Below are 20574 nucleotides of genomic sequence, written 5' to 3'. Positions count from 1 at the left end.
GTTACGCCACGCGTCCTGGGAAAAACAGCTCAAAGCAGGTCACGCCGTCGTGGCTGCTCACGCTGTACCGCCCGGTGTGCAACTGCATGATGGTCGCCACAATCGACAAGCCCAACCCATTGGACTGCGCCGAGCGTTCCCGTGACTCATCCACCCGGTAAAACCGTTCGAACAGTCGCGGCAGATGTTCGGCCGCTATGGTTTCGCCCTGGTTGCTGACCCTCAGGTAAATGCCCTCGGCATCAGGAACCGCCTGAATCACCAACTCAGTCCCCGGCGCACCATATTTGATGGCATTGGCGCATAGGTTCGCCAGGGCCCTGCGCAACAACATTGGCTCAGCCCAGATCACCCCTTCACCTCTAGCCTGAATGCTGATGTCCACATCGCCCGCCAAGCCTTCAAAGTACTCGGCAATGCGTTCAACCTCATCCGTGGCACTGAGCTCCTGGCGTTGGCGCAGGGCGCTGGCCGGGTCGGTGCGGGCCAGGAACAGCATGTTGTCGAGCATCCGCGCCAGGCGTTCAAGTTCTTCGACATTGGACGCCAGCAGTTGCTGATAGCTTTCGATGCTGCGGTTCTGTTGCAGGGCGACTTGGGTTTCGCCCAGTAGGTTATTGATCGGCGTGCGCAGTTCGTGGGCCATGTCGGTGGACACCTGGCCCAGTTGCACAAAGCCCTTGGCCAGCCGCTCAAGCATGGTGTTGAACGAATCAATCATCGGCAGCAGTTCTTTCGGTGCGCCATGGCTGTCGAGGCGTTCGGCGAGGTTGCCGACACCAATGCCCTGGGCGTGCCGGGCCAGGCGGCGCAACGGTAAAAGCCCGCGATGAACAAGCAGGTAACCGACCACTGCCAGGAGGATTGCGGCAATACTCGCCAAGATATAAACGCTCAAGCGATAGCTGGCGAGCACCGCGGTGCGCTCGGTCATCAGGCGCCCGCTGGTGACTTGCAGGCTGCCCAGGTCGCCGGAGTCGATGGAGGCGGCGACGGTGGAGAAGGGCACGCCATTGACGCCAGGCAGATGGTGCACGTCGGCGAGTCCCAGCGCGTGATCCTTCGCGACGGGGGGCACGGACGGCAAATCGATATTACCCGGGTTCACCAGCAGCAGCGGTTTCTGTCCCGGCGCGGCGATGCTCAGTACCGACTCGTGGTTACCCAGCATGTTCTGGAACAGTTCCGGCTTGGTCTTGATCAGGTCGAGCGTGTTGCTGTCGTTGAGCAAGTTGCGCAGTTGATCGACACGGGAAATCAATGCGGCATCGTCGCGCATGATCAGTTCCCGTTCGAGCTCGCGGTACAGCGCCACGCCCAGGGTAGCCAGCAGGGCGAAGGCGAGCAGCGCGAAGATCAACGCCAGGCGCAGGGTCAAGGAATAATGACTGCGCCCGCTCATGGCTGGGTATCGAAGCGGTAGCCGATGCCCCGCACACTGTGGATCAGCTTGAGCTGGAACGGGTCGTCGATTTTCAAGCGCAGGCGCCGCACGGCCACGTCGACTACGTTGGTGTCGCTGTCGAAGTTCATGTCCCACACGCGCGAGGCGATCAGCGAACGGGACAGCACCTGGTCCTGATGGGTCGCGAACAGGTGCAGCAGGGCGAACTCTTTGTTGGTCAGGGTGATGCGTGTGCCGGCGCGGGTGACGCGGCGCTTCAGTACGTCGATGTGCAGGTCGGCGATCTGTAGCTGCTCCTCTTCCCGGCTCGGGCCGCGGCGCGTCAGGGTACGCAAGCGTGCCACCAGTTCAGCGAAGGAAAACGGCTTGATCAGGTAATCATCGGCGCCCAGTTCCAGGCCTTTGATACGGTCGGCAATGTCGTCGCGGGCTGTAAGAAAAAGCACCGGTGTGTCGGCTTCCTTGCGCAGGCGGCGCAGCACTTCCCAGCCGTCCATTTTCGGCATCATCACATCCAGCACGATGACGTCGAACGGCGTCTCCAGGGCCTGGTGCAGGCCGTCCACGCCATCACGGGCAAGGCTGACGGAGTAACCCAATTCCTGAAGGCCATTGAGCAAGTAATTGCCGGCTTTGGGTTCGTCTTCGACTACAAGAATGTTCATGGGAAGTGCCTTGTCTCTATGCGTGGCGCAAGTGTAGCCCGATCAATTATCACTGGGGCAACCGATGGCCTGGACTTGGTAGTCCAACACGTGTTCACGGCCTTGGCTGTCCAGGTAGTTGAGTTGCGCCGGGACGATGCCGCATTGGCCGTAGGTGTCGGTGCTTGACAGTACTTTGGCCACATCCAGGTGCACGAAGAAGCCGGTTTTGTCGTGGATCACGGGTTCGGCGGCAAACACGGAACCGGTTGCGAGCAGAGCGGCAAAGCCGAGGATAAACAGTTTCATGACGGTATCTCTCTAAAAGGGTTGGCTGTCACGTCGTGGCAGTGGGTACACGGTAACCAGCCGTCCCGAACAGCCCACCAACAGGATGATGACAAGTTTGTAATGCGGGGCTCAGGGTTGGCGGCCGGAGGCCTCGAGGATCAGGTCGGTGATTTCCTTGGCGTGGGACACCAGTGACAAGTGGCTCGAAGGCAACTCGATGGTGGTGGCGTTCATACGTTTGGCAAGAAAGCGCTCAAGATCCGGGTTGATGGTCTGGTCATTCGTCGACACCGCGTACCAGGACGGCTTGGTGTGCCAGGCGGCATTGACGGTGCGACCGTTGAACAGGGTTTTAGTGATGGGTTGCTGCACGGCATACAGCTCAAGGGCCTTGGCGTGTGGCACATCGGCGGCGAAGTACTTGAGGAAGGCATCCTGGCTCAGGGTGAGGTAACCGTCGTGGTCTTCGACACCGGACCGTACCGGCATGGTCGGGAACTTGGCCGAAAGTGCGACGAAGTCTTCATTGGCGTCCGGCGCGCGCGCGGCGACGTACACCAGCGAGCTGACCTTCGGGTTGACCCCGGCGTCGCTGACCACCGTGCCAGCGTAGGAATGACCGACCAGCACGGTAGGGCCGTCTTGTTGGTCCAGCACGCGGTTGGTGGCGGCGACGTCGTCGGCCACCGAGGTCAGCGGGTTCTGCACGGCGGTGACGTGCAAACCGGCGGCCTGAAGCCGGGTGATTACCTCGGACCAGCTCGAACCGTCAGCCCATGAGCCGTGTACCAGCACCACGTTATTGGCTTTGATCGGTGCGACCGTGCCGGCCATGGCGGTGCCAGTACCCAGCATCAGCAGGCTGGCGGCGATCAGGCAGAGTTTGCTTGCAGGTTTCATGGTGGGACCCTTTTCATCAGTAGGAAGTGGTGTCATCCGGCGTGGGTGACTGACGACTTCACTGTATGAAGTGAGGGTGCTGCCAACACTTACGGCTGCATTACAAACCTGTAATGCATTCGACGTCGGTTGCGTTTACAAGCGCCGAGGTGATCCGTAGATTGCATTGGGCCGATATTTGTTAAAACCGATGAGGAAACCAAGCAGTGTCCATCCGAGGTTCAGCTGTATTCAACCGCCGTTACCGTGCCTTTCTGTTTGATATGGATGGGACGTTGCTCAATTCCATTGCCGCTGCCGAACGGGTGTGGAGCATCTGGGCTGAACGCCATGGCCTGGATGTGGCAGCGTTTTTGAAGACCATTCACGGTGCTCGAGCGATCGATACCATCACACGCCAGGCATTGCCCGGCGTCGATCCTGAGGTGGAGGCGCAATGGATTACCGAGGCTGAAATCAATGATGTGGACGGTGTTGTTGCGATTCCCGGCGCGGTCACGTTTTTGAACAGCCTGCCGGGTGATCAGTGGGCGCTGGTCACCTCCGCACCCAGGGAACTGGCGTTGCGTCGGCTGCAAGCGGCAGGTATTGCGCCGCCGGCGGTGCTGGTGACGGCTGAAGATGTTGCCCTCGGCAAGCCGAACCCCGCGTGTTACGTGCTGGGCGCGCAACGCCTGGGTGTACCGGTGAAGGATTGCCTGGTATTTGAAGACGCGACGGTAGGCATCCGGGCGGCAGAGGCAGCAGGGGCGGATGTGATGGTCGTGACGTCGACACATCACACGCCTATGGTCACCGAGCATCCTTCGATTGACGGGTATGAACCGTTGAAGGTGCAGTGCGACACGGACGGCTTGTTGTATGTGCAGAGCGGGGCGGCCTGATATAAAAAAGCCGAGCCCGTTAACGGCCTCGGCCTTGTTCGGCATTGGCTTGATCGGGGGGCTGCATCCGATTATTCCTCATGCCTTGGCGTGACAGCACCATCTCCCGAAGAATTTCATTGGCCAGCCGCGCGATTGCCTCGGCGCCCCGATAATGGGCGCGCACGATCCCGGTAATTGCAAAGTGGTCGGTTTCCGGGCCGCTGAGCACTGCCGAAAGCGTTCCGTCCGCGTGCAACGTGCAGGTCACCTGGTAGCTGGGCAGACGGGCTGCCAGTGCGGACTCGATTTGCGATTTACTCAGGGTGTCCATCTTGCTTCAGGCCCTTTTACTGATCATGCACGCCCAAGCATAGGTCGAGTTGTGGCGCTGTAAATACCGGCGATCTGATAGCAAGGAATGCGGTATCAGCGTGTCATTTGTCGGCACAACCGACGTTGCACGGCCCGCTGGATAGGTTTGAGGCAGAACAGGAACAGGTAGCCGCCGAGCAGCAGCGTCAGGTCCAGCCACGAATGGGGATCGGTGGAGCCAGTGCCTTCGATTGCGTACCTCAAGCCATAGGCCAGCCCGACGAAGACCAACCCTATCAATAGGGCGATCAACCAAGACCTGTAGGCAAATGGGTGTGTGGTCGTAGGCCTCATCGACGTGCTCCTGAATGCACACGAATGGCTGAGAGTCAGTCAGGAGATTCGGCCGTGAATGAAACAACAAGTTCCAAGCGTGAAGACAGTTTCATCTTTCCACGAAGATGAACACATTGGCGACGTCACTCACGCAATAAAGACAAAAGCAGTTCCAAGGAGTTTTCGCCAGCCGTTACAGTGAACGAAAGGGCTGGCTACTGGAGGCACTTCAAGGCGTCTGGTTTTTGTCCGGAGCCGTCAGGCCGGCCTGGATGCGCTGGTAGATCTCCTCGCGATGCACGGCAACATCCTTAGGGGCGTTGATGCCGATTCGTACTTGCTGGCCGCTGACGCCCAGGATGGTGATCGTGATGTCATCACCGATGTTTATGCTTTCACCAACTTTGCGGGTGAGTATAAGCATGGACTTCTCCTTGATTACTTTTAAGGACACATGTTTCAGACAGGGCAGGTGTCGGATGTGTGTAGCGTACTGCTTAGCGCTTCCCTGTGACTGCCTCTTTTTAGGACGCATAGAGGCGACATTAATTCCCATGGCGGCATCATACAGGTCTGCGATACATCATTCGCATTGTTTAAGCCAATGTTTATGACGGCCAGAATAGACAGTGAATGATAAAGTCGCCTCTTTATCTTTAAAGGAGCAGGGCAGTGCGTAAAGTAGCGATGGCAATTGCGGTGTTGGCATTGGCCGGTTGCGGTGAAGGCAAAAGCGTCGATGCGCCCAAGGCCAAGCCTGTCGTGACCGAAAGCCAGCCCCAGACCGGCGCGATTGCCGCCCAGGAATGGGACGTGCGGGTTGGCCCGCCGGACCACAAGTTGCAGGCGATCACCGACCTCACCGCCTGGTTGCTGGAACATGGTTTCAATTTTTATATCGTGAAGGTCGACGGCAAGGACGAAGTCCTGTTGGGGCCGTTCGCAACCAAGGCTGAGGCTGAGGCCAAGCAAACGTTGCTCAACGAGAAAATGGCCCGTGCCAAGAAAACCGATACTGTTTCAGAAATCATTGAACACAAGGCTGCGCAGTAACGACTTGGATGGGCGGGGTTTCCGCCCTTTTTCAACCGCAGGCTTTAAGGTTCACCGGGCCGACAAACTCATTGCCGCGTCCCATTACGCATGCCACGGTCTGGTTACGCTGACGTTCCCAGGCCTGTACCGGGTAGGTCTTGTTCCAGGCTTCGTATAACTGGCGATCCTGTTTCGACAGGCGCAAGCCGTATCGCTTGCTCATGTAGAAGTACGTGCGAGCGATCATTCCCCGAATAGAAGGGCGTGGCATCACCTTCTTTGCTTTGAAGTCCACCTGGGTCAAGCATGAGCCGTACTGCCCGCTTTGCACGGGCAGCCAGCCAAAACTGAAGTTATTACGGTCACCATTGACCTCGCCGATGCTCGGTACCAGGTTGTGCAGGTCGGCTTCGGCGCGTTTGAACACGTCATCATGGCGCGTGCAGTTCTTGCGCCCGCCGTCCTGCCAGCACTGGCGCTGATGCCCGATTTGCCAGGCCGGAACGATGTGCTCCCACTCGATCCGCGCGGCACGGTTGGCGTTCTTGCGTGGGATGTAGCCACAGGCTTTCAGGTCCACGCGGTTGCCGGTGTATTTGCAGCCGCAATAAAACTCGGTGGATTGTGGGGCGTACAGTTTCCACGCGACTTTCTTGGCTTCGCTGAAGGTTCGAGGCGCTTGGGCGTGGGCGGTAACGGCGAAAAACAGGCAACACACAGCGATAAAACGGACACTCATTGAATCAATCTTCCTTCGGCACAACCCAGAAAATCTGCACACCGCCATCGTCGCGATAGGCGAGGGTGACGTTGTCGTTCTCCGCGATTTCCTCCAGCAAGCGCGCCCACTCATCCTCCGGCTCTTCCGGCAAACGAAAAATCAAAGCCGCCTTGGCTTTCTGGGCGTTGGTCGAATTGATGATTTTTTGCACACGAATGGCCAGGCGTTCGTAGGCACCAGGTGGGGTTGGCACTGCAGGAGAGGACTTTGCCACGGAATATTCCTTAGTTTGCTGTACGCACATACAGTATTTAACTGTAGGCGATTTCGCAACTGCTTAAACTTCAAGAAGTCCGTCTGACAGCAATTCAGGCAATTTGGTGTAGGGCGCAGGTATTTTTATCGAAGGGTTTTGCGAGGAGGCAGGGGCGGGCAAACCGACCCTGCCGAGGTATCACCGGGAATCAATACTCCCAGAACATCCGTTGCAGCTCTTTGCTGTCCTGAGTCTTGGTCAGGGCGACCATCGCCAGGATGCGCGCTTTCTGCGGGTTCAGGTCGAGTGCTGCGACCCAGTCGTACTTGTCGTCAGGCTGTTCGGCGTTACGCAAAACCATGCCGCCGGCATTGACGTGGGAAGAACGAATGATCTGCACGCCTTGCTTGCGCAGCTCCACCAGTGCAGGTACGACTTTGGACGATACCGAGCCGTTGCCGGTACCGGCGTGGATGATGGCTTTGGCGCCCGCTTGAGCCAGGGCCTTGTAGGCGGTGTCGCTCACATTGCCATAGCCATAGGCGATCTCAACATCGGGCAGGCTCTTGATGTTTTTGATATCGAATTCCGAATCCATGGTGTGACGCTTGGCTGGCAAGCGGAACCAGTAGGATTTGCCTTCAACCACCATGCCCAGTGGACCCCATGGGCTCTTGAACGCTTCTGTCTTGATATTGATCATCTTGCTGACGTCGCGACCCGACTGGATCTCGTCGTTCATGGTTACCAGCACGCCTTTACCGCGTGCCTCTTTGCTGCTGGCCACGGCCACGGCGTTGTACAGGTTGAGCATGCCGTCTGCCGACATCGCGGTGCCTGGACGCATGGAGCCGACCACCACGATGGGCTTGTCGGTTTTTTCTACCAGGTTCAGGAAGTAAGCGGTTTCTTCCAAGGTGTCGGTACCGTGAGTGATCACGATGCCATCCACGTCCTTGCTGTCCGCCAGTTCGGCGACGCGACGACCCAGTTGCAGCAGGTTTTCGTTGTTGATGCTTTCGGACGCAATTTGCATTACTTGCTCGCCGCGTACATTGGCGATCTGGCTAAGCTCAGGAACACCGGCGATCAATTGCTCGATGCCGACCTTGGCGGCCTGGTAGGTGGCGCTGTTGGCGGCGGAGGCGCCAGCACCGGCAATCGTGCCGCCGGTGGCGAGGATCACAACGTTGGACAGTTTGGTCTTGGTTTCAACTTCCTTTGCCTGGACGGCAACGGGGAACAGCAGCAGGAGGGCCAACGCGCCCGGAACAAAAGTCTTCAGTGCAGATTTCATTATTTTTCTCTCTGGTTTTTGATGAGTGCTGTAGCAGGTTCATCTAGAACACCCGGGCAGTTCTGAATGCCACGAGGTGGTTGAGTAGAGCAGGATCTGTACCAGGCCGATTGTGCGCGCGAACATAAAATAACTTATTGATTTATAACGATTTATATTATTTTCGTAGCCTGTTATGCCCAAGTGCGCGTCCGGCTTTCCGAACATCGGGCTGTATTGCGTTCGGTTGTCCGAAAAAAGTTGGCGGTCGGGCCTTTGAGTTGGTAGGCGTGGCGCGGCACGGCCTGTCGTTTTAGAGAACGGCCGGAGGAGGGCGATGTTTAATCACATTCTTTGTCAGGCGCGAGCGAGGTGCTGTATGGCTTGAATGAAAGGCTGTTTTCAACCGTTGACAAATCTCGACAAGGTTCTCATAGTTTGGATAACGCAAACGTTTGCGAGATGTTTCACGTAACACGCCTGAAGTGTCGTGACAGCTCGTATCAGCCACCCGGGTGGGAAGGCTGCCGAAGCACTCTTCGGTGCAAGCGTTGCTCACAATAATCATAAGATCGGAGTGAACCCATGAAGCTGCCATTCGCTGGACGTCTTCTTGCTGTCGCTGTGCTTGCTGCCGCATCCGCCGCTTTGCCTCTTTCCTCTGCATTTGCTGATGACGCCGCCGCCAAACCCAAGGTCGGCCTGGTGATGAAGTCCCTCGCCAACGAATTTTTCGTGACCATGCAAGATGGCGCCAAGGCCTATCAGAAAGATCACGCCGCCGAGTTCGACATGATCACCAACGGGATCAAGAACGAAACCGACACCAGCGCGCAGATCGACATCGTCAACCAGATGATCCTCGCCAAGGTCAACGCTATCGTCATCGCACCCGCCGACTCCAAGGCGTTGGTGACCGTGCTGAAGAAGGCTTCGGATGCCGGTATCAAGGTCGTCAACATCGACAACCGCCTGGACCCGGACGTGCTCAAAAGCAAAAACCTCAATATTCCATTCGTAGGCCCGGACAACCGCAAAGGTTCCAAGCTGGTGGGCGACTACCTGGCCAAGCAACTGGCCTCGGGTGACAAGGTCGGCATCATTGAAGGTGTACCGACCACCACCAACGCCCAGCAACGTACCGCGGGCTACAAGGACGCGATGGATGCTGCCGGCATGAAGATCGTCTCCACCCAATCCGGCAACTGGGAAATCGACCAGGGCCAGAAAGTGGCGTCCGCCATGCTGAGCGAGTACCCGGACCTCAAGGCCCTGTTGGCCGGTAACGACAACATGGCCCTGGGCGCTGTCTCCGCCGTACGTGCGGCAGGCAAGGCCGGCAAGGTGTTGGTCGTGGGTTACGACAATATCGAAGCCATCAAGCCGATGCTGCAGGACGGTCGTGTGCTGGCGACCGCTGACCAGGCCGCTGCTCAGCAAGCCGTGTTCGGTATCCAGAACGCGCTCAAGCTGGTCAAGGGTGAGAAAGTCGATTCCAAAGACGGCGTGATCGAAACCCCGGTCGAACTCGTCCTCAAGAAGTAATCCTGGCAGCACCCAACAGCGTCCGCTCGTCCTGAGCGGGCGCCTGGAGATTTTCCTATGTCATCTTCCGCCCCGAACGCTGTCCTCTCGGTCAGCGGTATCGGCAAGACCTATGCCCAACCGGTTCTGTCCGACATCACCCTGACGCTCAATCGCGGCGAAGTGCTGGCGCTGACCGGTGAAAACGGCGCAGGCAAAAGTACCTTGTCGAAGATCATCGGCGGGCTGGTCACACCCACCACCGGGCACATGCAGTTCAATGGCCAGGGCTACCGTCCAGGCAGCCGCACCCAGGCCGAAGAGCTGGGCGTGCGCATGGTTATGCAGGAACTCAACCTGCTGCCCACGTTGACCGTGGCCGAAAATCTGTTTCTGGATAACCTGCCCAGCCAGTGTGGCTGGATCAGCCGCAAGCAACTGCGCAAGGCTGCGATTGAGGCCATGGCCCAGGTCGGCCTGGACGCCATCGACCCGGATACCTTGGTCGGCACCCTGGGCATTGGCCATCAGCAAATGGTCGAGATCGCCCGCAACCTGATCGGCGATTGCCACGTATTGATCCTCGACGAACCCACGGCGATGCTTACCGCCCGTGAAGTCGAGATGCTGTTTGAACAAATCACCCGTCTGCAGGCCCGGGGCGTGGCGATCATTTACATTTCACACCGGCTGGAAGAGCTGGCCCGTGTCGCCCAGCGCATCGCGGTATTGCGCGACGGCAAGCTGGTGTGTGTCGAGCCGATGGCCAACTACAACAGCGAGCAACTGGTCACCTTGATGGTCGGCCGTGAGTTGGGCGAACACATTGACCTGGGCCCACGCACCATAGGTGGCCCGGCCCTGACGGTAAAAGGCTTGACCCGCTCGGACAAAGTCCGCGACGTGTCCTTTGAAGTGCGCGCAGGTGAGATTTACGGCATCTCCGGCCTGATCGGCGCCGGTCGTACCGAATTGCTGCGTCTGATCTTCGGCGCCGACCTGGCCGACAGCGGCACTGTGGCACTCGGTTCGCCGGCTCAAGTGGTGAGCATCCGCTCGCCGGCGGACGCGGTGGGCCATGGCATTGCTTTGATCACCGAGGACCGCAAGGGCGAAGGCCTGCTGCTGACCCAGTCCATCAGCGCCAACATTGCCCTGGGCAACATGCCGGAAATTTCCGGAGGCGGCGTGGTCAACAGCCGCAACGAAACTGCACTGGCCAAGCGCCAGATCGATGCCATGCGCATTCGCAGTTCCAGCCCGGCGCAGTTGGTGTCCGAGTTGTCTGGCGGTAACCAGCAGAAAGTGGTGATTGGCCGCTGGCTGGAGCGCGATTGCTCGGTAATGCTGTTCGATGAGCCGACTCGCGGTATCGATGTCGGTGCCAAATTCGACATCTATGCCTTGCTCGGCGAATTGACCCGCCAGGGCAAAGCGCTGGTGGTGGTGTCCAGCGATCTGCGTGAACTCATGCTGATCTGTGATCGTATCGGTGTGTTGTCCGCCGGGCGTCTGATCGACACCTTCGAGCGTGACAGCTGGACTCAGGACGAATTGCTCGCCGCCGCCTTTGCCGGCTATCAAAAACGTGATGCGCTGCTCAACGACGCAGTGCTTAGGGATACCCCATGAAAACCACCACTTCACCCGGTAAAACCGGCGGCAACTTCTATGGTCTGGGCACTTACCTGGGCCTGGCGGGTGCTTTGCTGGCGATGATTGCGCTGTTTTCGGTGCTCAGCGACCACTTCCTGTCCTACGACACCTTCAGCACCCTGGCCAACCAGATTCCGGACCTGATGGTTCTGGCGGTGGGCATGACCTTCATCCTGATCATCGGCGGTATCGACCTGTCAGTGGGCTCGGTGCTGGCACTGGCGGCATCGGCCGTCAGCGTGGCAATTCTCAGTTGGGGCTGGAGTGTATTGCCGGCCGCTGTGCTGGGCATGGGCTGCGCGGCATTGGCCGGCACCATCACCGGCTCGATCACCGTGGCCTGGCGTATTCCTTCATTTATCGTATCCCTCGGCGTGTTGGAAATGGCCCGTGGTGTGGCGTACCAGATGACCGGATCGCGCACGGCTTACATCGGTGATTCGTTTGCCTGGCTGTCCAACCCGATTGCCTTTGGTATCTCGCCGTCGTTCATCATTGCCTTGCTGGTGATCATCGCCGCGCAGCTTGTACTGACGCGTACTGTGTTTGGTCGCTACCTGATCGGTATCGGCACCAACGAAGAAGCCGTACGCCTGGCCGGGATCAATCCCAAGCCCTACAAGATCCTGGTGTTCAGCCTTATGGGCCTGCTGGCCGGTGTGGCGGCGTTGTTCCAGATCTCGCGCCTTGAAGCGGCGGACCCGAACGCGGGTTCCGGCCTGGAGCTGCAAGTGATCGCTGCGGTAGTCATCGGTGGTACCAGCCTGATGGGTGGACGTGGTTCGGTGATCAGTACTTTTTTTGGTGTGTTGATTATTTCGGTATTGGCCGCTGGCCTGGCGCAGATCGGTGCCACGGAACCCACTAAGCGCATTATCACCGGTGCCGTGATCGTGATTGCCGTGGTTCTGGATACCTACCGCAGCCAGCGCGCCAGTCGACGAGGCTGAACCATGGCAACGATCAAGGATGTGGCCGCGCTTGCCGGTATTTCCTACACCACGGTGTCCCATGTGGTGAACAAGACTCGCCCGGTCAGCGAGCCGGTACGCATCAAGGTCGAGGCGGCCATCAAGCAGCTCGACTATGTGCCCAGCGCTGTCGCGCGTTCGCTCAAAGCCAAGACCACGGCCACCATCGGTTTGCTGGTGCCCAATAGCCTTAACCCCTATTTTGCGGAGCTGGCCCGGGGCATCGAGGATTACTGCGAGCGCAATGGCTATTGCGTGATCCTCTGTAACTCCGACGACAACGCTGAAAAGCAGCGCAGCTATCTGCGCGTGTTGCTGGAGAAGCGTATCGACGGCTTGATCGTGACGTCGGTGGGTGGCGACGACAGTGGCCTCGCCGCAGGCTTGAGCGCGGTGCGTACGCCCATGGTGATTGTTGACCGGGCGCTGGATGGCATTGACGTGGACTTGGTGCGTATCGATCACGAGGAGGGCGCCTACCTGGCGACCCGGCACTTGCTCGAGCTGGGCCATCGCGATATCGCCTGCATCGGCGGCCCGGCCCATACCCGCGTCGCGCAGATGCGTCTGGCGGGTTATCACCGCGCGTTGAGCGAGGCGGGCGTGGCGGTGGCGGCCAATCGCACCCAAGAAAGTGATTTCACCAGCACTGGCGGTTATGCCGCCGCCGTGCAATTACTGGCGCAAAATCCGCCCAGCGCCATTTTTGCCAGCAACGACATGATTGGTTTCGGCGTGTTGCGCGCAGCGGCGGAGCGTAATATCCGCGTGCCGGGCGAGCTGTCGGTAATCGGTTTCGATGACATTCAAATGGGCCGCTACGTCTATCCGGCGCTGACCACGGTGGGGCAATCGATCGTGCAACTGGGCGAAACAGCGGCCGAGCTTTTACTGCAAAGAATTGCAACACCCCAACTGCCGATCGATCAACGGATCGTGACGCCGAGCATCGTATTGCGTGAGTCGACGGCGCCCGTCGCCGGTACGTTCGCGCAATACCGCTGAACCGAATTGATGAGTACTGATGTATGCCAGCAAAAGTAGTGGTAGTGGGCAGTTTGAACATGGACCTGGTCACCCGCGCCAGCCGGTTGCCGCGTGCCGGTGAAACACTCATCGGCCAAACGTTTTCCACAGTGCCTGGCGGTAAGGGTGCGAACCAGGCTGTAGCGTCGGCGCGACTGGGCGCCGATGTTTCGATGATAGGTTGTGTCGGTACCGATGCCTATGGCGCCCAATTGCGTGACGCGCTGTTGGTGGAAGGCATCGACTGCCAGGCCGTCAGCAGCGTGGACGGCTCCAGTGGCGTGGCGTTGATCGTGGTGGATGACAGCAGCCAGAACGCGATTGTGATTGTCGCGGGCAGTAACGGCGAACTCACGCCGGCCTCGTTACAGGCGTTCGACGCGGTCCTGCAAGCGGCCGAAGTGATCATCTGCCAGCTGGAAGTGCCGATGGACACTGTGGGCTATACCCTCAAGCGCGGGCATGAATTGGGCAAGACGGTGATCCTCAACCCAGCTCCGGCCAGCGGCCCATTGCCGGCTGAGTGGTATGCCTCGATCGACTACCTGATCCCCAATGAAAGCGAAGCCACCGCTCTGAGCGGTGTGACGGTCGACTCCATTGAGAGTGCCAGGGTGGCGGCGACCCGGCTGATTCAGGCGGGCGCCGGCAAGGTCATCATTACGCTGGGCTCTCAGGGCGCGCTGTTTGCCGACGGCCAGGGCTTTGAGCATCTGCTGGCGCCGAAGGTCAAGGCGGTGGATACCACGGCGGCTGGCGATACCTTTGTCGGTGGTTTTGCCGCGGCGTTGGCCAGTGGCAAAAGCGAGGCCGAGGCGATTCGTTTTGGTCAGGTCGCGGCGGCGTTGTCGGTCACCCGCGCCGGTGCGCAACCCTCTATTCCAACGCTGCACGACGTACAAGGTTTTGTACCCTCATGAAAAAGACACCTCTGCTGAATATCGCACTGTCGCGTGTGATCGCCTCCCTGGGGCATGGCGACATCCTGGTGATTGGCGATGCCGGCCTGCCGGTGCCGCCGGGCGTCGAACTGATTGACCTGGCGTTGACCCAGGGCATCCCGGACTTCATCAGCACCTTGCGTATCGTGCTCAGCGAAATGCAGGTGGAAAGCCATGTGCTGGCCGAAGAAATCCTGCTCAAGCAGCCGCCGGCGCTGGCCGACCTCAATGCGCTCACAGAGCAGGCAGCCCTTGGTGAGCGGCGCCTGGCCAGCCATGAAGAATTCAAGCTGCTCAGCCGCAAGGCGCGCGCCGTGGTGCGCACCGGCGAATGCCAGCCTTACTGCAATATCGCGCTGGTGTCCGGCGTAACCTTCTAGAGTTCCCAACGACAAGGAGTGTTTTATGCAACGTGGTCTCCCAACCCTGAAAAATCTGTTCCGGAGTGTCCTGCTTTTGTCCGCACTCACAGCCGCCAGCGCCCACGCGGCGGAAAAAATCGACCTGATCATCGACACCGACCCAGGCGCCGATGATGTGGTGGCATTGCTCTTCGCCATGGCTTCGCCGGAGGAGCTGAACATTCGTGCGCTGACCACCGTCGCTGGTAACGTGCGCCTGGACAAGACCTCCCGCAACGCACGCCTGGCCCGCGAGTGGGCAGGGCGCGAGGAAATCCCGGTCTACGCCGGTGCGCCAGCGCCGCTGCTGCGTACGCCGATCTACGCTGAGAATATCCATGGCAAGGAAGGTATTTCCGGCGTCACCGTGCACGAGCCCAAAAAAGGCCTGGCTGACGGCAATGCCGTTGATTACCTGATCAAGACCCTGAGCACTGCCAAGCCTCACAGCATCACTATCGCCATGCTCGGCCCGCAGACCAACCTGGCGCTGGCACTGACCCAGGCGCCGGAAATCACCCAAGGCATCAAGGAAGTAGTGGTGATGGGCGGGGCGCACTTCAATGGCGGCAATATCACGCCGGTGGCAGAGTTCAACCTGTTCGCTGACCCGGTCGCGGCCGAGATTGTGCTCAAAAGTGGCGTCAAGCTGACCTACCTGCCGCTGGACGTGACTCACAAGGTACTGACCAGCGAGGCGCGCCTGAAAAAGATTGCCGACATCAATAACAACGCGAGCAAGGTTGTCGGCGACATTCTTAACGAGTACGTCAAGGGCGACATGGAGCACTACGGCATCCCAGGCGGCCCGGTGCATGACGCTACCGTCATTGCGTACCTGCTCAAGCCTTCGCTGTTCAGCGGTCGTCAGGCCAATGTGGTGGTGGACAGCCGAGAAGGCCCGACCTTCGGCCAGACCATCGTCGACTGGTACGACGGCCTGAAGCAGGAGAAGAACGTGTTCTGGGTTGAGAACGGTGATGCGCAGGGCTTTTTCGATCTGTTGACCGAGCGTCTCGCGCGTCTGAAGTAATGTGTTGACTGGTCGGCGTTCGGCGGCCGGTTCTTATTCACGTTCGGGGTTGTGTGCCCCCATGTGATCGGCCGGGTATTTCTCGAATACCTGGCCGATGAACGCTTGCGCCGCTTGTGTGCCCAGTTCCTTGACCAGCAGGTCGATACCGATGATCGCCAATTCCTCCGGGCTGCCGGGGCTGTAGGAGCTCTGTCCCTGGGGCCACTTGGCTTTGATGTCGGCTTGGAGCGTTACGGTGGTCATGACTATCTCGCGGGGCTGAAAGTGCTGTGTAGTGCGCTGGAACGCGGTTCTTACCGGGGCAGTTAACCATCTTACGTTGCGTTTGGCACTGATACTTAGGCATGAGGCGCCTCGGAATGAGGTCGGCGCTGTGCGACACTGTCGGCCTGTTTAATTGCCGGGGAACACCACGTGCAGATCGACCTGAACAACCCCGAGAACCTGACCCTGGCGAATGTGCGCCAACTGCTCGCCAGTGCCAGTGACGACGAGCATACCCAGTTGCGGGTGACCAAAGCCGGAATCGCTTTTATCTCTTCAGGCAGCGCTGTAGGCGGTGCGGATATCGACGGGCTGCTGTTTCGCCTGGAGACTTGGGCCAAAGGTTCCGGATACGTAGGGAATGTGGCCGCCAGCGACGAGGTCTGGGTGACGCAGATTTTCAACGCGTTAAAACAGAACTGGCCAGAGCCAGAATTCGCCTACATCGACATCTACTGATTTCATTCATATCTGGTCACGATTGACCGGGCGAATGCCTGTCGAGACTCAGGCAGACTTGCCTGGCGGCGGTTTACGTCTTGAAACCAATCCGCCCAATCGCTGTCGCACGATCTCTGTCCATTTTTTATCATAGGAGGCTTCATGCCTTGGAAGCTCGCATCATTCGGTACTTTGTTGGCAGCACTCGCGTTGGCGGGTTGCAGCACCCCGGGTGCCTCTGAGCCAGCCAAAGACGCCGCCGTGGCCGATGCCGGTCACAGCCGCTGTGAGTCGAAGGCCGCCGAATTCACCGTAGGCCAGAAAGCCTCGCCCCAGTTGCTGGAGCAGGCGCGTACCCGTGCCGGTGCGCAGAACGCACGAATCCTCAAGCCGAACGACATGATTACCCTGGAATACCGCTCCGACCGCTTGAACCTGAACACCGACGACAACCTGGTGATCACACGGGTCAATTGCGGCTAAGCCTCTCCTGGTTTTTGCAGCGCCCACAAAAAACCCCGTCACATGGACGGGGTTTTTTTAGCTCAGCGGAGAATTACTCGCCGCGAACTTGTGCTGCTTGCATACCCTTTTGGCCTTTCTCAGCCACGAAGGAAACGGTTTGGCCTTCTTTCAGGCTTTTGAAACCGTCGCTTTCGATAGCTTTGAAGTGTACGAACAGGTCGTCACCGCCACCTTGAGGAGTGATGAAGCCGAAGCCTTTTTCATCGTTGAACCATTTAACGGTGCCGGTTTGGCGATTAGACATGGTGTATCTCCAAGAAACATATATTTTCAGTAGTGCTGTGCTGCTCAGGCCAACTGGGCACACAGGGCTATCATAGTCGAAATGTTCGGCTTGGGAGCCCCCCCAAGGCATTGTTTGCTAATCAATAGCGTTACGTTTGATGCTCTGATCGGCTGAAAGCCCCGGTTTACGGGGCTTTAGCTCGAAATATCAGCTCGTAAAAAAAGCCGTAAAAGCTGCGTAATTTGTGAGAAACGGCAGTTTTCGGGCCGTTTTTCCGGCAAAACAGGCATGTGATCGGACGAAAATCTTACTTTTTCTTCACGACTTTGCAGGACGAAATAGCCGCGACTGCTTTGTTTTTGAGCTCCGGGCTGGCGTTCTGGTTGGTCATGAGTTCCTTGATCTCTGCAGTGCTCAATTCGGCGTTGATCTTGTCAGCGCCACATTCGCAATGGGCTTTGGCAGTTTTGGCATCCACGTTCTGGCTGGCAGCTGCGCTGCAATCGCTGACGAAGCTGTCGCGAGCACCGGCTGGCCAGTTCGACGGGGCAGCTGCCTGTGCGCCGAGGGAAAGGAGGGTCAGGGAAGCGGCGAGAGCGAGGGTAGAGGTGAAACGCATCATGAGGATGCTCCTTTGGGTCGAGGACGAACGGCGATTCTCAGTGGGTTTGAGGCATTGCGTACAGCTCAAGTTCACTTTTGCAGCTATAAAGGCCGGAATTTGTGTTTAGGCAAGATGGCGGCGGCGCGATGACCGTTCATCTGTGCTAGCATCCTCGTCCTGGCTATTTCCAGGCGCGCCATTTGCCGTCTTGCCATGTTCTTTTTAGCTCACTCCAGTCACTCTGGTCTGATTATCGGTTGGCCGAAAGGCTCCTGCCGCTGTAAGGCAGGCGTTCATTATTGAACGGCCTGGTGTTGGATCTTGTACTGGCTAATCCCAACCCACGTGACCTTTGGTAGGGGTCACCACTAGGAGAGGAGGCGCCATGCCAACTATTACTCTTCCCGATGGCAGTCAACGTTCTTTCGATCATTCGGTATCCGTAGCCGAGGTCGCCGCATCCATTGGTGCTGGCCTGGCCAAGGCCACTGTGGCCGGTAAAGTCGACGGCAAGCTGGTTGACGCCAGCGACCTGATCACCTCCGATGCCAGCCTGCAAATCATCACGCCCAAGGACCAAGAGGGGCTCGAGATCATTCGCCACTCTTGCGCTCACCTGATTGGCCATGCGGTCAAGCAGCTGTACCCCACCGCGAAAATGGTGATCGGCCCGGTCATTGACGAAGGTTTCTATTACGACATCGCCTACGAGCGTCCTTTTACGCCGGACGACCTGGCGGCCATCGAGCAGCGTATGCACGCGCTGATCGAAAAAGATTACGACGTGATCAAGAAGGTCACGCCGCGCGCCGAAGTGATCGACGTGTTCACCGCCCGTGGCGAGGACTACAAGCTGCGTCTGGTGGAAGACATGCCGGACGAGCAGGCCATGGGCCTGTACTACCACGAAGAATATGTCGACATGTGCCGCGGCCCGCACGTGCCGAACACGCGCTTCCTCAAGTCGTTCAAGCTGACCAAGCTGTCCGGCGCCTACTGGCGCGGCGACGCGAAGAACGAGCAACTGCAGCGGATCTACGGCACCGCTTGGGCTGACAAGAAGCAGCTGGCTGCCTACATTCAGCGCATCGAGGAAGCCGAAAAACGTGACCACCGTAAGATTGGCAAGCGCCTGAACCTGTTCCACCTCCAGGAAGAAGCGCCGGGGATGGTGTTCTGGCACCCGAACGGCTGGACCCTGTACCAAGTGCTTGAGCAGTACATGCGCAAGGTGCAGCGCGAGAACGGCTACCTGGAGATCAAGACGCCTCAGGTTGTTGACCGTAGCCTGTGGGAGAAATCCGGGCACTGGGCCAACTATGCCGACAATATGTTCACCACCCAGTCGGAAAACCGCGACTACGCCATCAAGCCAATGAACTGCCCATGCCACGTGCAGGTGTTCAACCAGGGCCTGAAGAGCTACCGCGAGTTGCCAATGCGCCTGGCCGAGTTCGGTGCCTGCCACCGTAACGAGCCATCGGGTGCGCTGCACGGCATCATGCGCGTGCGCGGCTTCACTCAGGACGATGCCCACATCTTCTGCACCGAAGAGCAGATGCAGGCTGAATCCGCTGCTTTCATCAAGCTGACCATGGACGTTTACCGCGATTTCGGCTTCACCGAAGTCGAAATGAAGCTGTCCACTCGTCCGGAAAAACGCGTTGGCTCCGACGAACTATGGGATCGCGCCGAAGCTGCACTGGCCGCAGCGCTCGACAGCGCGGGCCTTGCGTACGATCTGCAGCCGGGTGAGGGGGCGTTCTACGGTCCGAAGATCGAGTTCTCACTGAAAGATTGCCTTGGCCGCGTCTGGCAGTGTGGTACCCTGCAGCTCGATTTTAACCTGCCGATCCGTCTGGGAGCCGAATATGTCTCCGAAGACAACAGCCGTAAACACCCGGTTATGCTGCACCGGGCGATCCTCGGCTCGTTCGAGCGGTTCGTCGGGATCCTGATCGAGCACTACGAGGGTGCATTCCCCGCGTGGTTGGCTCCGACCCAGGCAGTGATCATGAATATCACTGATAAACAGGCAGATTTTGCCGCTGAAGTTGAAAAAACTCTCAACGAAAGCGGATTTCGTGCCAAGTCCGACTTGAGAAATGAAAAGATCGGCTTTAAAATCCGCGAGCATACTTTGCTCAAGGTTCCCTATCTTTTGGTTATTGGAGATCGGGAAGTCGAGATGCAGACTGTCGCTGTGCGTACTCGTGAAGGTGCTGACCTGGGCTCGATGCCCGTCGCCCAGTTCGCTGAGTTCCTCGCGCAAGCGGTTTCCCGGCGTGGTCGCCCAGATTCGGAGTAATTATTATTAAGCGTGAAATGAGACAAGATAAACGAGCTGCACCGAAAGCCCCGATCAACGAGAATATCTCGGCACGCGAGGTTCGGTTAATTGGCGCTGATGGCGAGCAGATTGGCATCGTCTCGATTGATGAAGCGCTTCGTATTGCAGAAGAGTCCAAGCTGGACCTGGTGGAAATTTCCGCCGATGCAATCCCACCTGTTTGTCGGGTGATGGACTACGGCAAATCTATCTTCGAAAAGAAGAAGCAGGTTGCCGCAGCGAAGAAGAACCAGAAGCAGATTCAAGTAAAAGAAATCAAGTTTCGTCCAGGGACGGAGGAAGGGGATTACCAGGTAAAACTGCGCAACCTGGTACGTTTCCTGAGTGATGGGGACAGGGCCAAGGTATCCTTGCGATTCCGCGGCCGTGAGATGGCCCACCAGGAGCTGGGGATGGAACTCCTCAAGCGGGTTGAAGCTGACCTGCTCGAGTACGGTTCGGTCGAACAGCATCCTAAGATGGAAGGACGCCAACTGATCATGGTCATCGCCCCGAAAAAGAAGAAGTAATCAACAGGGCACGGCAGGCCTTCTGATTATGTTTATCAACTGAATGCGGAGTATCCGA

The 20574-nt window shown here is 58.3% G+C and carries 26 protein-coding genes; 13 read left to right on the top strand and 13 right to left on the bottom strand.

Annotated elements, in window-relative coordinates:
* Position 1: 1 nt before the first annotated feature.
* From JBO08_RS10890 to JBO08_RS10875, 4 genes are all read right to left on the bottom strand, one after another.
* Positions 2-1402 carry a heavy metal sensor histidine kinase gene (locus JBO08_RS10890; protein ID WP_065874091.1) on the bottom strand — a complete coding sequence of 467 codons (1401 nt, stop codon included), beginning with the start codon at positions 1400-1402 and terminating at the stop codon, positions 2-4.
* On the bottom strand, positions 1399-2070 hold the full coding sequence (locus tag JBO08_RS10885) for a heavy metal response regulator transcription factor (protein WP_049712399.1): 672 nt from the start codon (positions 2068-2070) through the stop codon (positions 1399-1401). Before JBO08_RS10885 ends, JBO08_RS10890 begins: the two co-directional genes overlap by 4 nt.
* Before the next feature lie 42 nt (positions 2071-2112).
* The gene (locus JBO08_RS10880) at positions 2113-2358 is read right to left on the bottom strand and encodes a DUF2790 domain-containing protein (protein WP_049712400.1); all 246 of its coding nucleotides are present in this window, start codon (positions 2356-2358) and stop codon (positions 2113-2115) included.
* Positions 2359-2469: 111 nt separating this feature from the next.
* The gene (locus tag JBO08_RS10875) at positions 2470-3240 is read right to left on the bottom strand and encodes an alpha/beta fold hydrolase (RefSeq protein WP_065874089.1); all 771 of its coding nucleotides are present in this window, start codon (positions 3238-3240) and stop codon (positions 2470-2472) included.
* 206 nt (positions 3241-3446) lie between these two features.
* Between JBO08_RS10875 and JBO08_RS10870 the strand changes: the two genes are divergently transcribed.
* The gene (locus JBO08_RS10870) at positions 3447-4124 is read left to right on the top strand and encodes an HAD family hydrolase (protein WP_065874088.1); all 678 of its coding nucleotides are present in this window, start codon (positions 3447-3449) and stop codon (positions 4122-4124) included.
* A 19-nt stretch (positions 4125-4143) separates the two neighbouring features.
* Here the strand turns inward: JBO08_RS10870 and JBO08_RS10865 are convergent, their stop codons facing one another.
* The 3 genes from JBO08_RS10865 to csrA form a co-directional block, all read right to left on the bottom strand.
* Positions 4144-4437 carry a hypothetical protein gene (locus tag JBO08_RS10865; RefSeq protein ID WP_065874086.1) on the bottom strand — a complete coding sequence of 98 codons (294 nt, stop codon included), beginning with the start codon at positions 4435-4437 and terminating at the stop codon, positions 4144-4146.
* A gap of 95 nt (positions 4438-4532) precedes the next feature.
* Complete coding sequence (locus tag JBO08_RS10860) at positions 4533-4772, bottom strand: hypothetical protein (RefSeq protein ID WP_065874085.1); 240 nt, start codon at positions 4770-4772, stop codon at positions 4533-4535.
* Between the two features lie 211 nt (positions 4773-4983).
* Positions 4984-5178, bottom strand: a complete 195-nt coding sequence (gene csrA, locus JBO08_RS10855; protein WP_003192511.1) for a carbon storage regulator CsrA — start codon at positions 5176-5178, stop codon at positions 4984-4986.
* Positions 5179-5441: 263 nt separating this feature from the next.
* Here csrA and JBO08_RS10850 point away from each other — a divergent pair, with 263 nt between their 5' ends.
* Positions 5442-5807 carry an SPOR domain-containing protein gene (locus tag JBO08_RS10850; protein ID WP_065874083.1) on the top strand — a complete coding sequence of 122 codons (366 nt, stop codon included), beginning with the start codon at positions 5442-5444 and terminating at the stop codon, positions 5805-5807.
* 31 nt (positions 5808-5838) lie between these two features.
* Here the strand turns inward: JBO08_RS10850 and JBO08_RS10845 are convergent, their stop codons facing one another.
* The 3 genes from JBO08_RS10845 to JBO08_RS10835 form a co-directional block, all read right to left on the bottom strand.
* Positions 5839-6528, bottom strand: coding sequence for an endonuclease (locus JBO08_RS10845; protein WP_065874081.1), 690 nt, complete (start codon positions 6526-6528; stop codon positions 5839-5841).
* Between the two features lie 4 nt (positions 6529-6532).
* Positions 6533-6784, bottom strand: coding sequence for a DUF1654 domain-containing protein (locus JBO08_RS10840; RefSeq protein ID WP_082224448.1), 252 nt, complete (start codon positions 6782-6784; stop codon positions 6533-6535).
* 190 nt (positions 6785-6974) lie between these two features.
* Positions 6975-8063, bottom strand: coding sequence for an asparaginase (locus JBO08_RS10835; protein ID WP_065874077.1), 1089 nt, complete (start codon positions 8061-8063; stop codon positions 6975-6977).
* Between the two features lie 564 nt (positions 8064-8627).
* On the opposite strand from JBO08_RS10835, the gene JBO08_RS10830 reads away from it, so the two are divergent.
* The 7 genes from JBO08_RS10830 to JBO08_RS10800 are packed head-to-tail and all read left to right on the top strand — an operon-like array spanning position 8628 to position 15594.
* Complete coding sequence (locus JBO08_RS10830) at positions 8628-9587, top strand: sugar ABC transporter substrate-binding protein (RefSeq protein ID WP_065874076.1); 960 nt, start codon at positions 8628-8630, stop codon at positions 9585-9587.
* Between the two features lie 57 nt (positions 9588-9644).
* Positions 9645-11198 carry a sugar ABC transporter ATP-binding protein gene (locus JBO08_RS10825; protein ID WP_220075107.1) on the top strand — a complete coding sequence of 518 codons (1554 nt, stop codon included), beginning with the start codon at positions 9645-9647 and terminating at the stop codon, positions 11196-11198.
* Complete coding sequence (locus tag JBO08_RS10820; RefSeq protein WP_015884943.1) at positions 11195-12172, top strand: ABC transporter permease; 978 nt, start codon at positions 11195-11197, stop codon at positions 12170-12172. Before JBO08_RS10825 ends, JBO08_RS10820 begins: the two co-directional genes overlap by 4 nt.
* A gap of 3 nt (positions 12173-12175) precedes the next feature.
* Positions 12176-13198: a LacI family DNA-binding transcriptional regulator gene (locus JBO08_RS10815; protein WP_065874073.1), complete on the top strand. Its 1023-nt coding sequence runs from the start codon at positions 12176-12178 to the stop codon at positions 13196-13198.
* A 23-nt stretch (positions 13199-13221) separates the two neighbouring features.
* On the top strand, positions 13222-14139 hold the full coding sequence (gene rbsK, locus JBO08_RS10810) for a ribokinase (protein ID WP_065874072.1): 918 nt from the start codon (positions 13222-13224) through the stop codon (positions 14137-14139).
* Positions 14136-14540 (top strand): D-ribose pyranase, encoded by a 405-nt coding sequence (rbsD, locus tag JBO08_RS10805; RefSeq protein ID WP_065874070.1) that lies wholly within the window; start codon positions 14136-14138, stop codon positions 14538-14540. The genes rbsK and rbsD overlap by 4 nt, the downstream gene beginning before the upstream one ends.
* A gap of 25 nt (positions 14541-14565) precedes the next feature.
* Positions 14566-15594 carry a nucleoside hydrolase gene (locus tag JBO08_RS10800; RefSeq protein ID WP_049712414.1) on the top strand — a complete coding sequence of 343 codons (1029 nt, stop codon included), beginning with the start codon at positions 14566-14568 and terminating at the stop codon, positions 15592-15594.
* A 33-nt stretch (positions 15595-15627) separates the two neighbouring features.
* On the opposite strand, the gene JBO08_RS10795 is transcribed toward JBO08_RS10800, so the two are convergent.
* Complete coding sequence (locus JBO08_RS10795) at positions 15628-15840, bottom strand: hypothetical protein (protein WP_032886978.1); 213 nt, start codon at positions 15838-15840, stop codon at positions 15628-15630.
* 171 nt (positions 15841-16011) lie between these two features.
* On the opposite strand from JBO08_RS10795, the gene JBO08_RS10790 reads away from it, so the two are divergent.
* Both JBO08_RS10790 and JBO08_RS10785 read left to right on the top strand, forming a co-directional pair.
* Positions 16012-16320 (top strand): hypothetical protein, encoded by a 309-nt coding sequence (locus JBO08_RS10790; RefSeq protein ID WP_065874069.1) that lies wholly within the window; start codon positions 16012-16014, stop codon positions 16318-16320.
* A 144-nt stretch (positions 16321-16464) separates the two neighbouring features.
* The gene (locus tag JBO08_RS10785) at positions 16465-16785 is read left to right on the top strand and encodes an I78 family peptidase inhibitor (RefSeq protein WP_065874067.1); all 321 of its coding nucleotides are present in this window, start codon (positions 16465-16467) and stop codon (positions 16783-16785) included.
* A 73-nt stretch (positions 16786-16858) separates the two neighbouring features.
* Here JBO08_RS10785 and JBO08_RS10780 read toward each other — a convergent pair whose 3' ends face one another.
* Positions 16859-17071 carry a cold-shock protein gene (locus tag JBO08_RS10780; protein WP_003234260.1) on the bottom strand — a complete coding sequence of 71 codons (213 nt, stop codon included), beginning with the start codon at positions 17069-17071 and terminating at the stop codon, positions 16859-16861.
* Between the two features lie 289 nt (positions 17072-17360).
* Positions 17361-17675: a hypothetical protein gene (locus JBO08_RS10775; protein ID WP_015884935.1), complete on the bottom strand. Its 315-nt coding sequence runs from the start codon at positions 17673-17675 to the stop codon at positions 17361-17363.
* 367 nt (positions 17676-18042) lie between these two features.
* Here JBO08_RS10775 and thrS point away from each other — a divergent pair, with 367 nt between their 5' ends.
* Positions 18043-19965, top strand: coding sequence for a threonine--tRNA ligase (gene thrS / locus JBO08_RS10770; protein ID WP_024076468.1), 1923 nt, complete (start codon positions 18043-18045; stop codon positions 19963-19965).
* Positions 19965-20516 (top strand): translation initiation factor IF-3, encoded by a 552-nt coding sequence (infC, locus tag JBO08_RS10765; protein ID WP_015884933.1) that lies wholly within the window; start codon positions 19965-19967, stop codon positions 20514-20516. The genes thrS and infC overlap by 1 nt, the downstream gene beginning before the upstream one ends.
* Positions 20517-20574 lie beyond the last annotated feature (58 nt).

The sequence above is a fragment of the Pseudomonas sp. LAP_36 genome, from assembly GCF_019456785.1.
Classification (GTDB): domain Bacteria; phylum Pseudomonadota; class Gammaproteobacteria; order Pseudomonadales; family Pseudomonadaceae; genus Aquipseudomonas; species Aquipseudomonas tritici.
This window is presented reverse-complemented; position numbering and strand designations above follow the sequence as displayed.

Bases quoted from the DNA above. Each gene is read 5' to 3' on its own strand.
- JBO08_RS10830 (WP_065874076.1), top strand. From the start codon at position 8,628: ATGAAGCTGCCATTCGCTGGACGTCTTCTTGCTGTCGCTGTGCTTGCT.
- rbsK (WP_065874072.1), top strand. From the start codon at position 13,222: ATGCCAGCAAAAGTAGTGGTAGTGGGCAGTTTGAACATGGACCTGGTC.
- JBO08_RS10780 (WP_003234260.1), bottom strand. From the start codon at position 17,071: ATGTCTAATCGCCAAACCGGCACCGTTAAATGGTTCAACGATGAAAAA.
- JBO08_RS10875 (WP_065874089.1), bottom strand. From the start codon at position 3,240: ATGAAACCTGCAAGCAAACTCTGCCTGATCGCCGCCAGCCTGCTGATG.
- JBO08_RS10860 (WP_065874085.1), bottom strand. From the start codon at position 4,772: ATGAGGCCTACGACCACACACCCATTTGCCTACAGGTCTTGGTTGATC.
- JBO08_RS10795 (WP_032886978.1), bottom strand. From the start codon at position 15,840: ATGACCACCGTAACGCTCCAAGCCGACATCAAAGCCAAGTGGCCCCAG.
- thrS (WP_024076468.1), top strand. From the start codon at position 18,043: ATGCCAACTATTACTCTTCCCGATGGCAGTCAACGTTCTTTCGATCAT.
- csrA (WP_003192511.1), bottom strand. From the start codon at position 5,178: ATGCTTATACTCACCCGCAAAGTTGGTGAAAGCATAAACATCGGTGAT.
- JBO08_RS10845 (WP_065874081.1), bottom strand. From the start codon at position 6,528: ATGAGTGTCCGTTTTATCGCTGTGTGTTGCCTGTTTTTCGCCGTTACC.
- JBO08_RS10825 (WP_220075107.1), top strand. From the start codon at position 9,645: ATGTCATCTTCCGCCCCGAACGCTGTCCTCTCGGTCAGCGGTATCGGC.
- JBO08_RS10835 (WP_065874077.1), bottom strand. From the start codon at position 8,063: ATGAAATCTGCACTGAAGACTTTTGTTCCGGGCGCGTTGGCCCTCCTG.
- JBO08_RS10785 (WP_065874067.1), top strand. From the start codon at position 16,465: ATGCCTTGGAAGCTCGCATCATTCGGTACTTTGTTGGCAGCACTCGCG.
- JBO08_RS10890 (WP_065874091.1), bottom strand. From the start codon at position 1,402: ATGAGCGGGCGCAGTCATTATTCCTTGACCCTGCGCCTGGCGTTGATC.
- JBO08_RS10800 (WP_049712414.1), top strand. From the start codon at position 14,566: ATGCAACGTGGTCTCCCAACCCTGAAAAATCTGTTCCGGAGTGTCCTG.
- JBO08_RS10775 (WP_015884935.1), bottom strand. From the start codon at position 17,675: ATGATGCGTTTCACCTCTACCCTCGCTCTCGCCGCTTCCCTGACCCTC.
- JBO08_RS10815 (WP_065874073.1), top strand. From the start codon at position 12,176: ATGGCAACGATCAAGGATGTGGCCGCGCTTGCCGGTATTTCCTACACC.
- JBO08_RS10865 (WP_065874086.1), bottom strand. From the start codon at position 4,437: ATGGACACCCTGAGTAAATCGCAAATCGAGTCCGCACTGGCAGCCCGT.
- JBO08_RS10850 (WP_065874083.1), top strand. From the start codon at position 5,442: ATGGCAATTGCGGTGTTGGCATTGGCCGGTTGCGGTGAAGGCAAAAGC.
- rbsD (WP_065874070.1), top strand. From the start codon at position 14,136: ATGAAAAAGACACCTCTGCTGAATATCGCACTGTCGCGTGTGATCGCC.
- JBO08_RS10880 (WP_049712400.1), bottom strand. From the start codon at position 2,358: ATGAAACTGTTTATCCTCGGCTTTGCCGCTCTGCTCGCAACCGGTTCC.
- JBO08_RS10820 (WP_015884943.1), top strand. From the start codon at position 11,195: ATGAAAACCACCACTTCACCCGGTAAAACCGGCGGCAACTTCTATGGT.
- JBO08_RS10885 (WP_049712399.1), bottom strand. From the start codon at position 2,070: ATGAACATTCTTGTAGTCGAAGACGAACCCAAAGCCGGCAATTACTTG.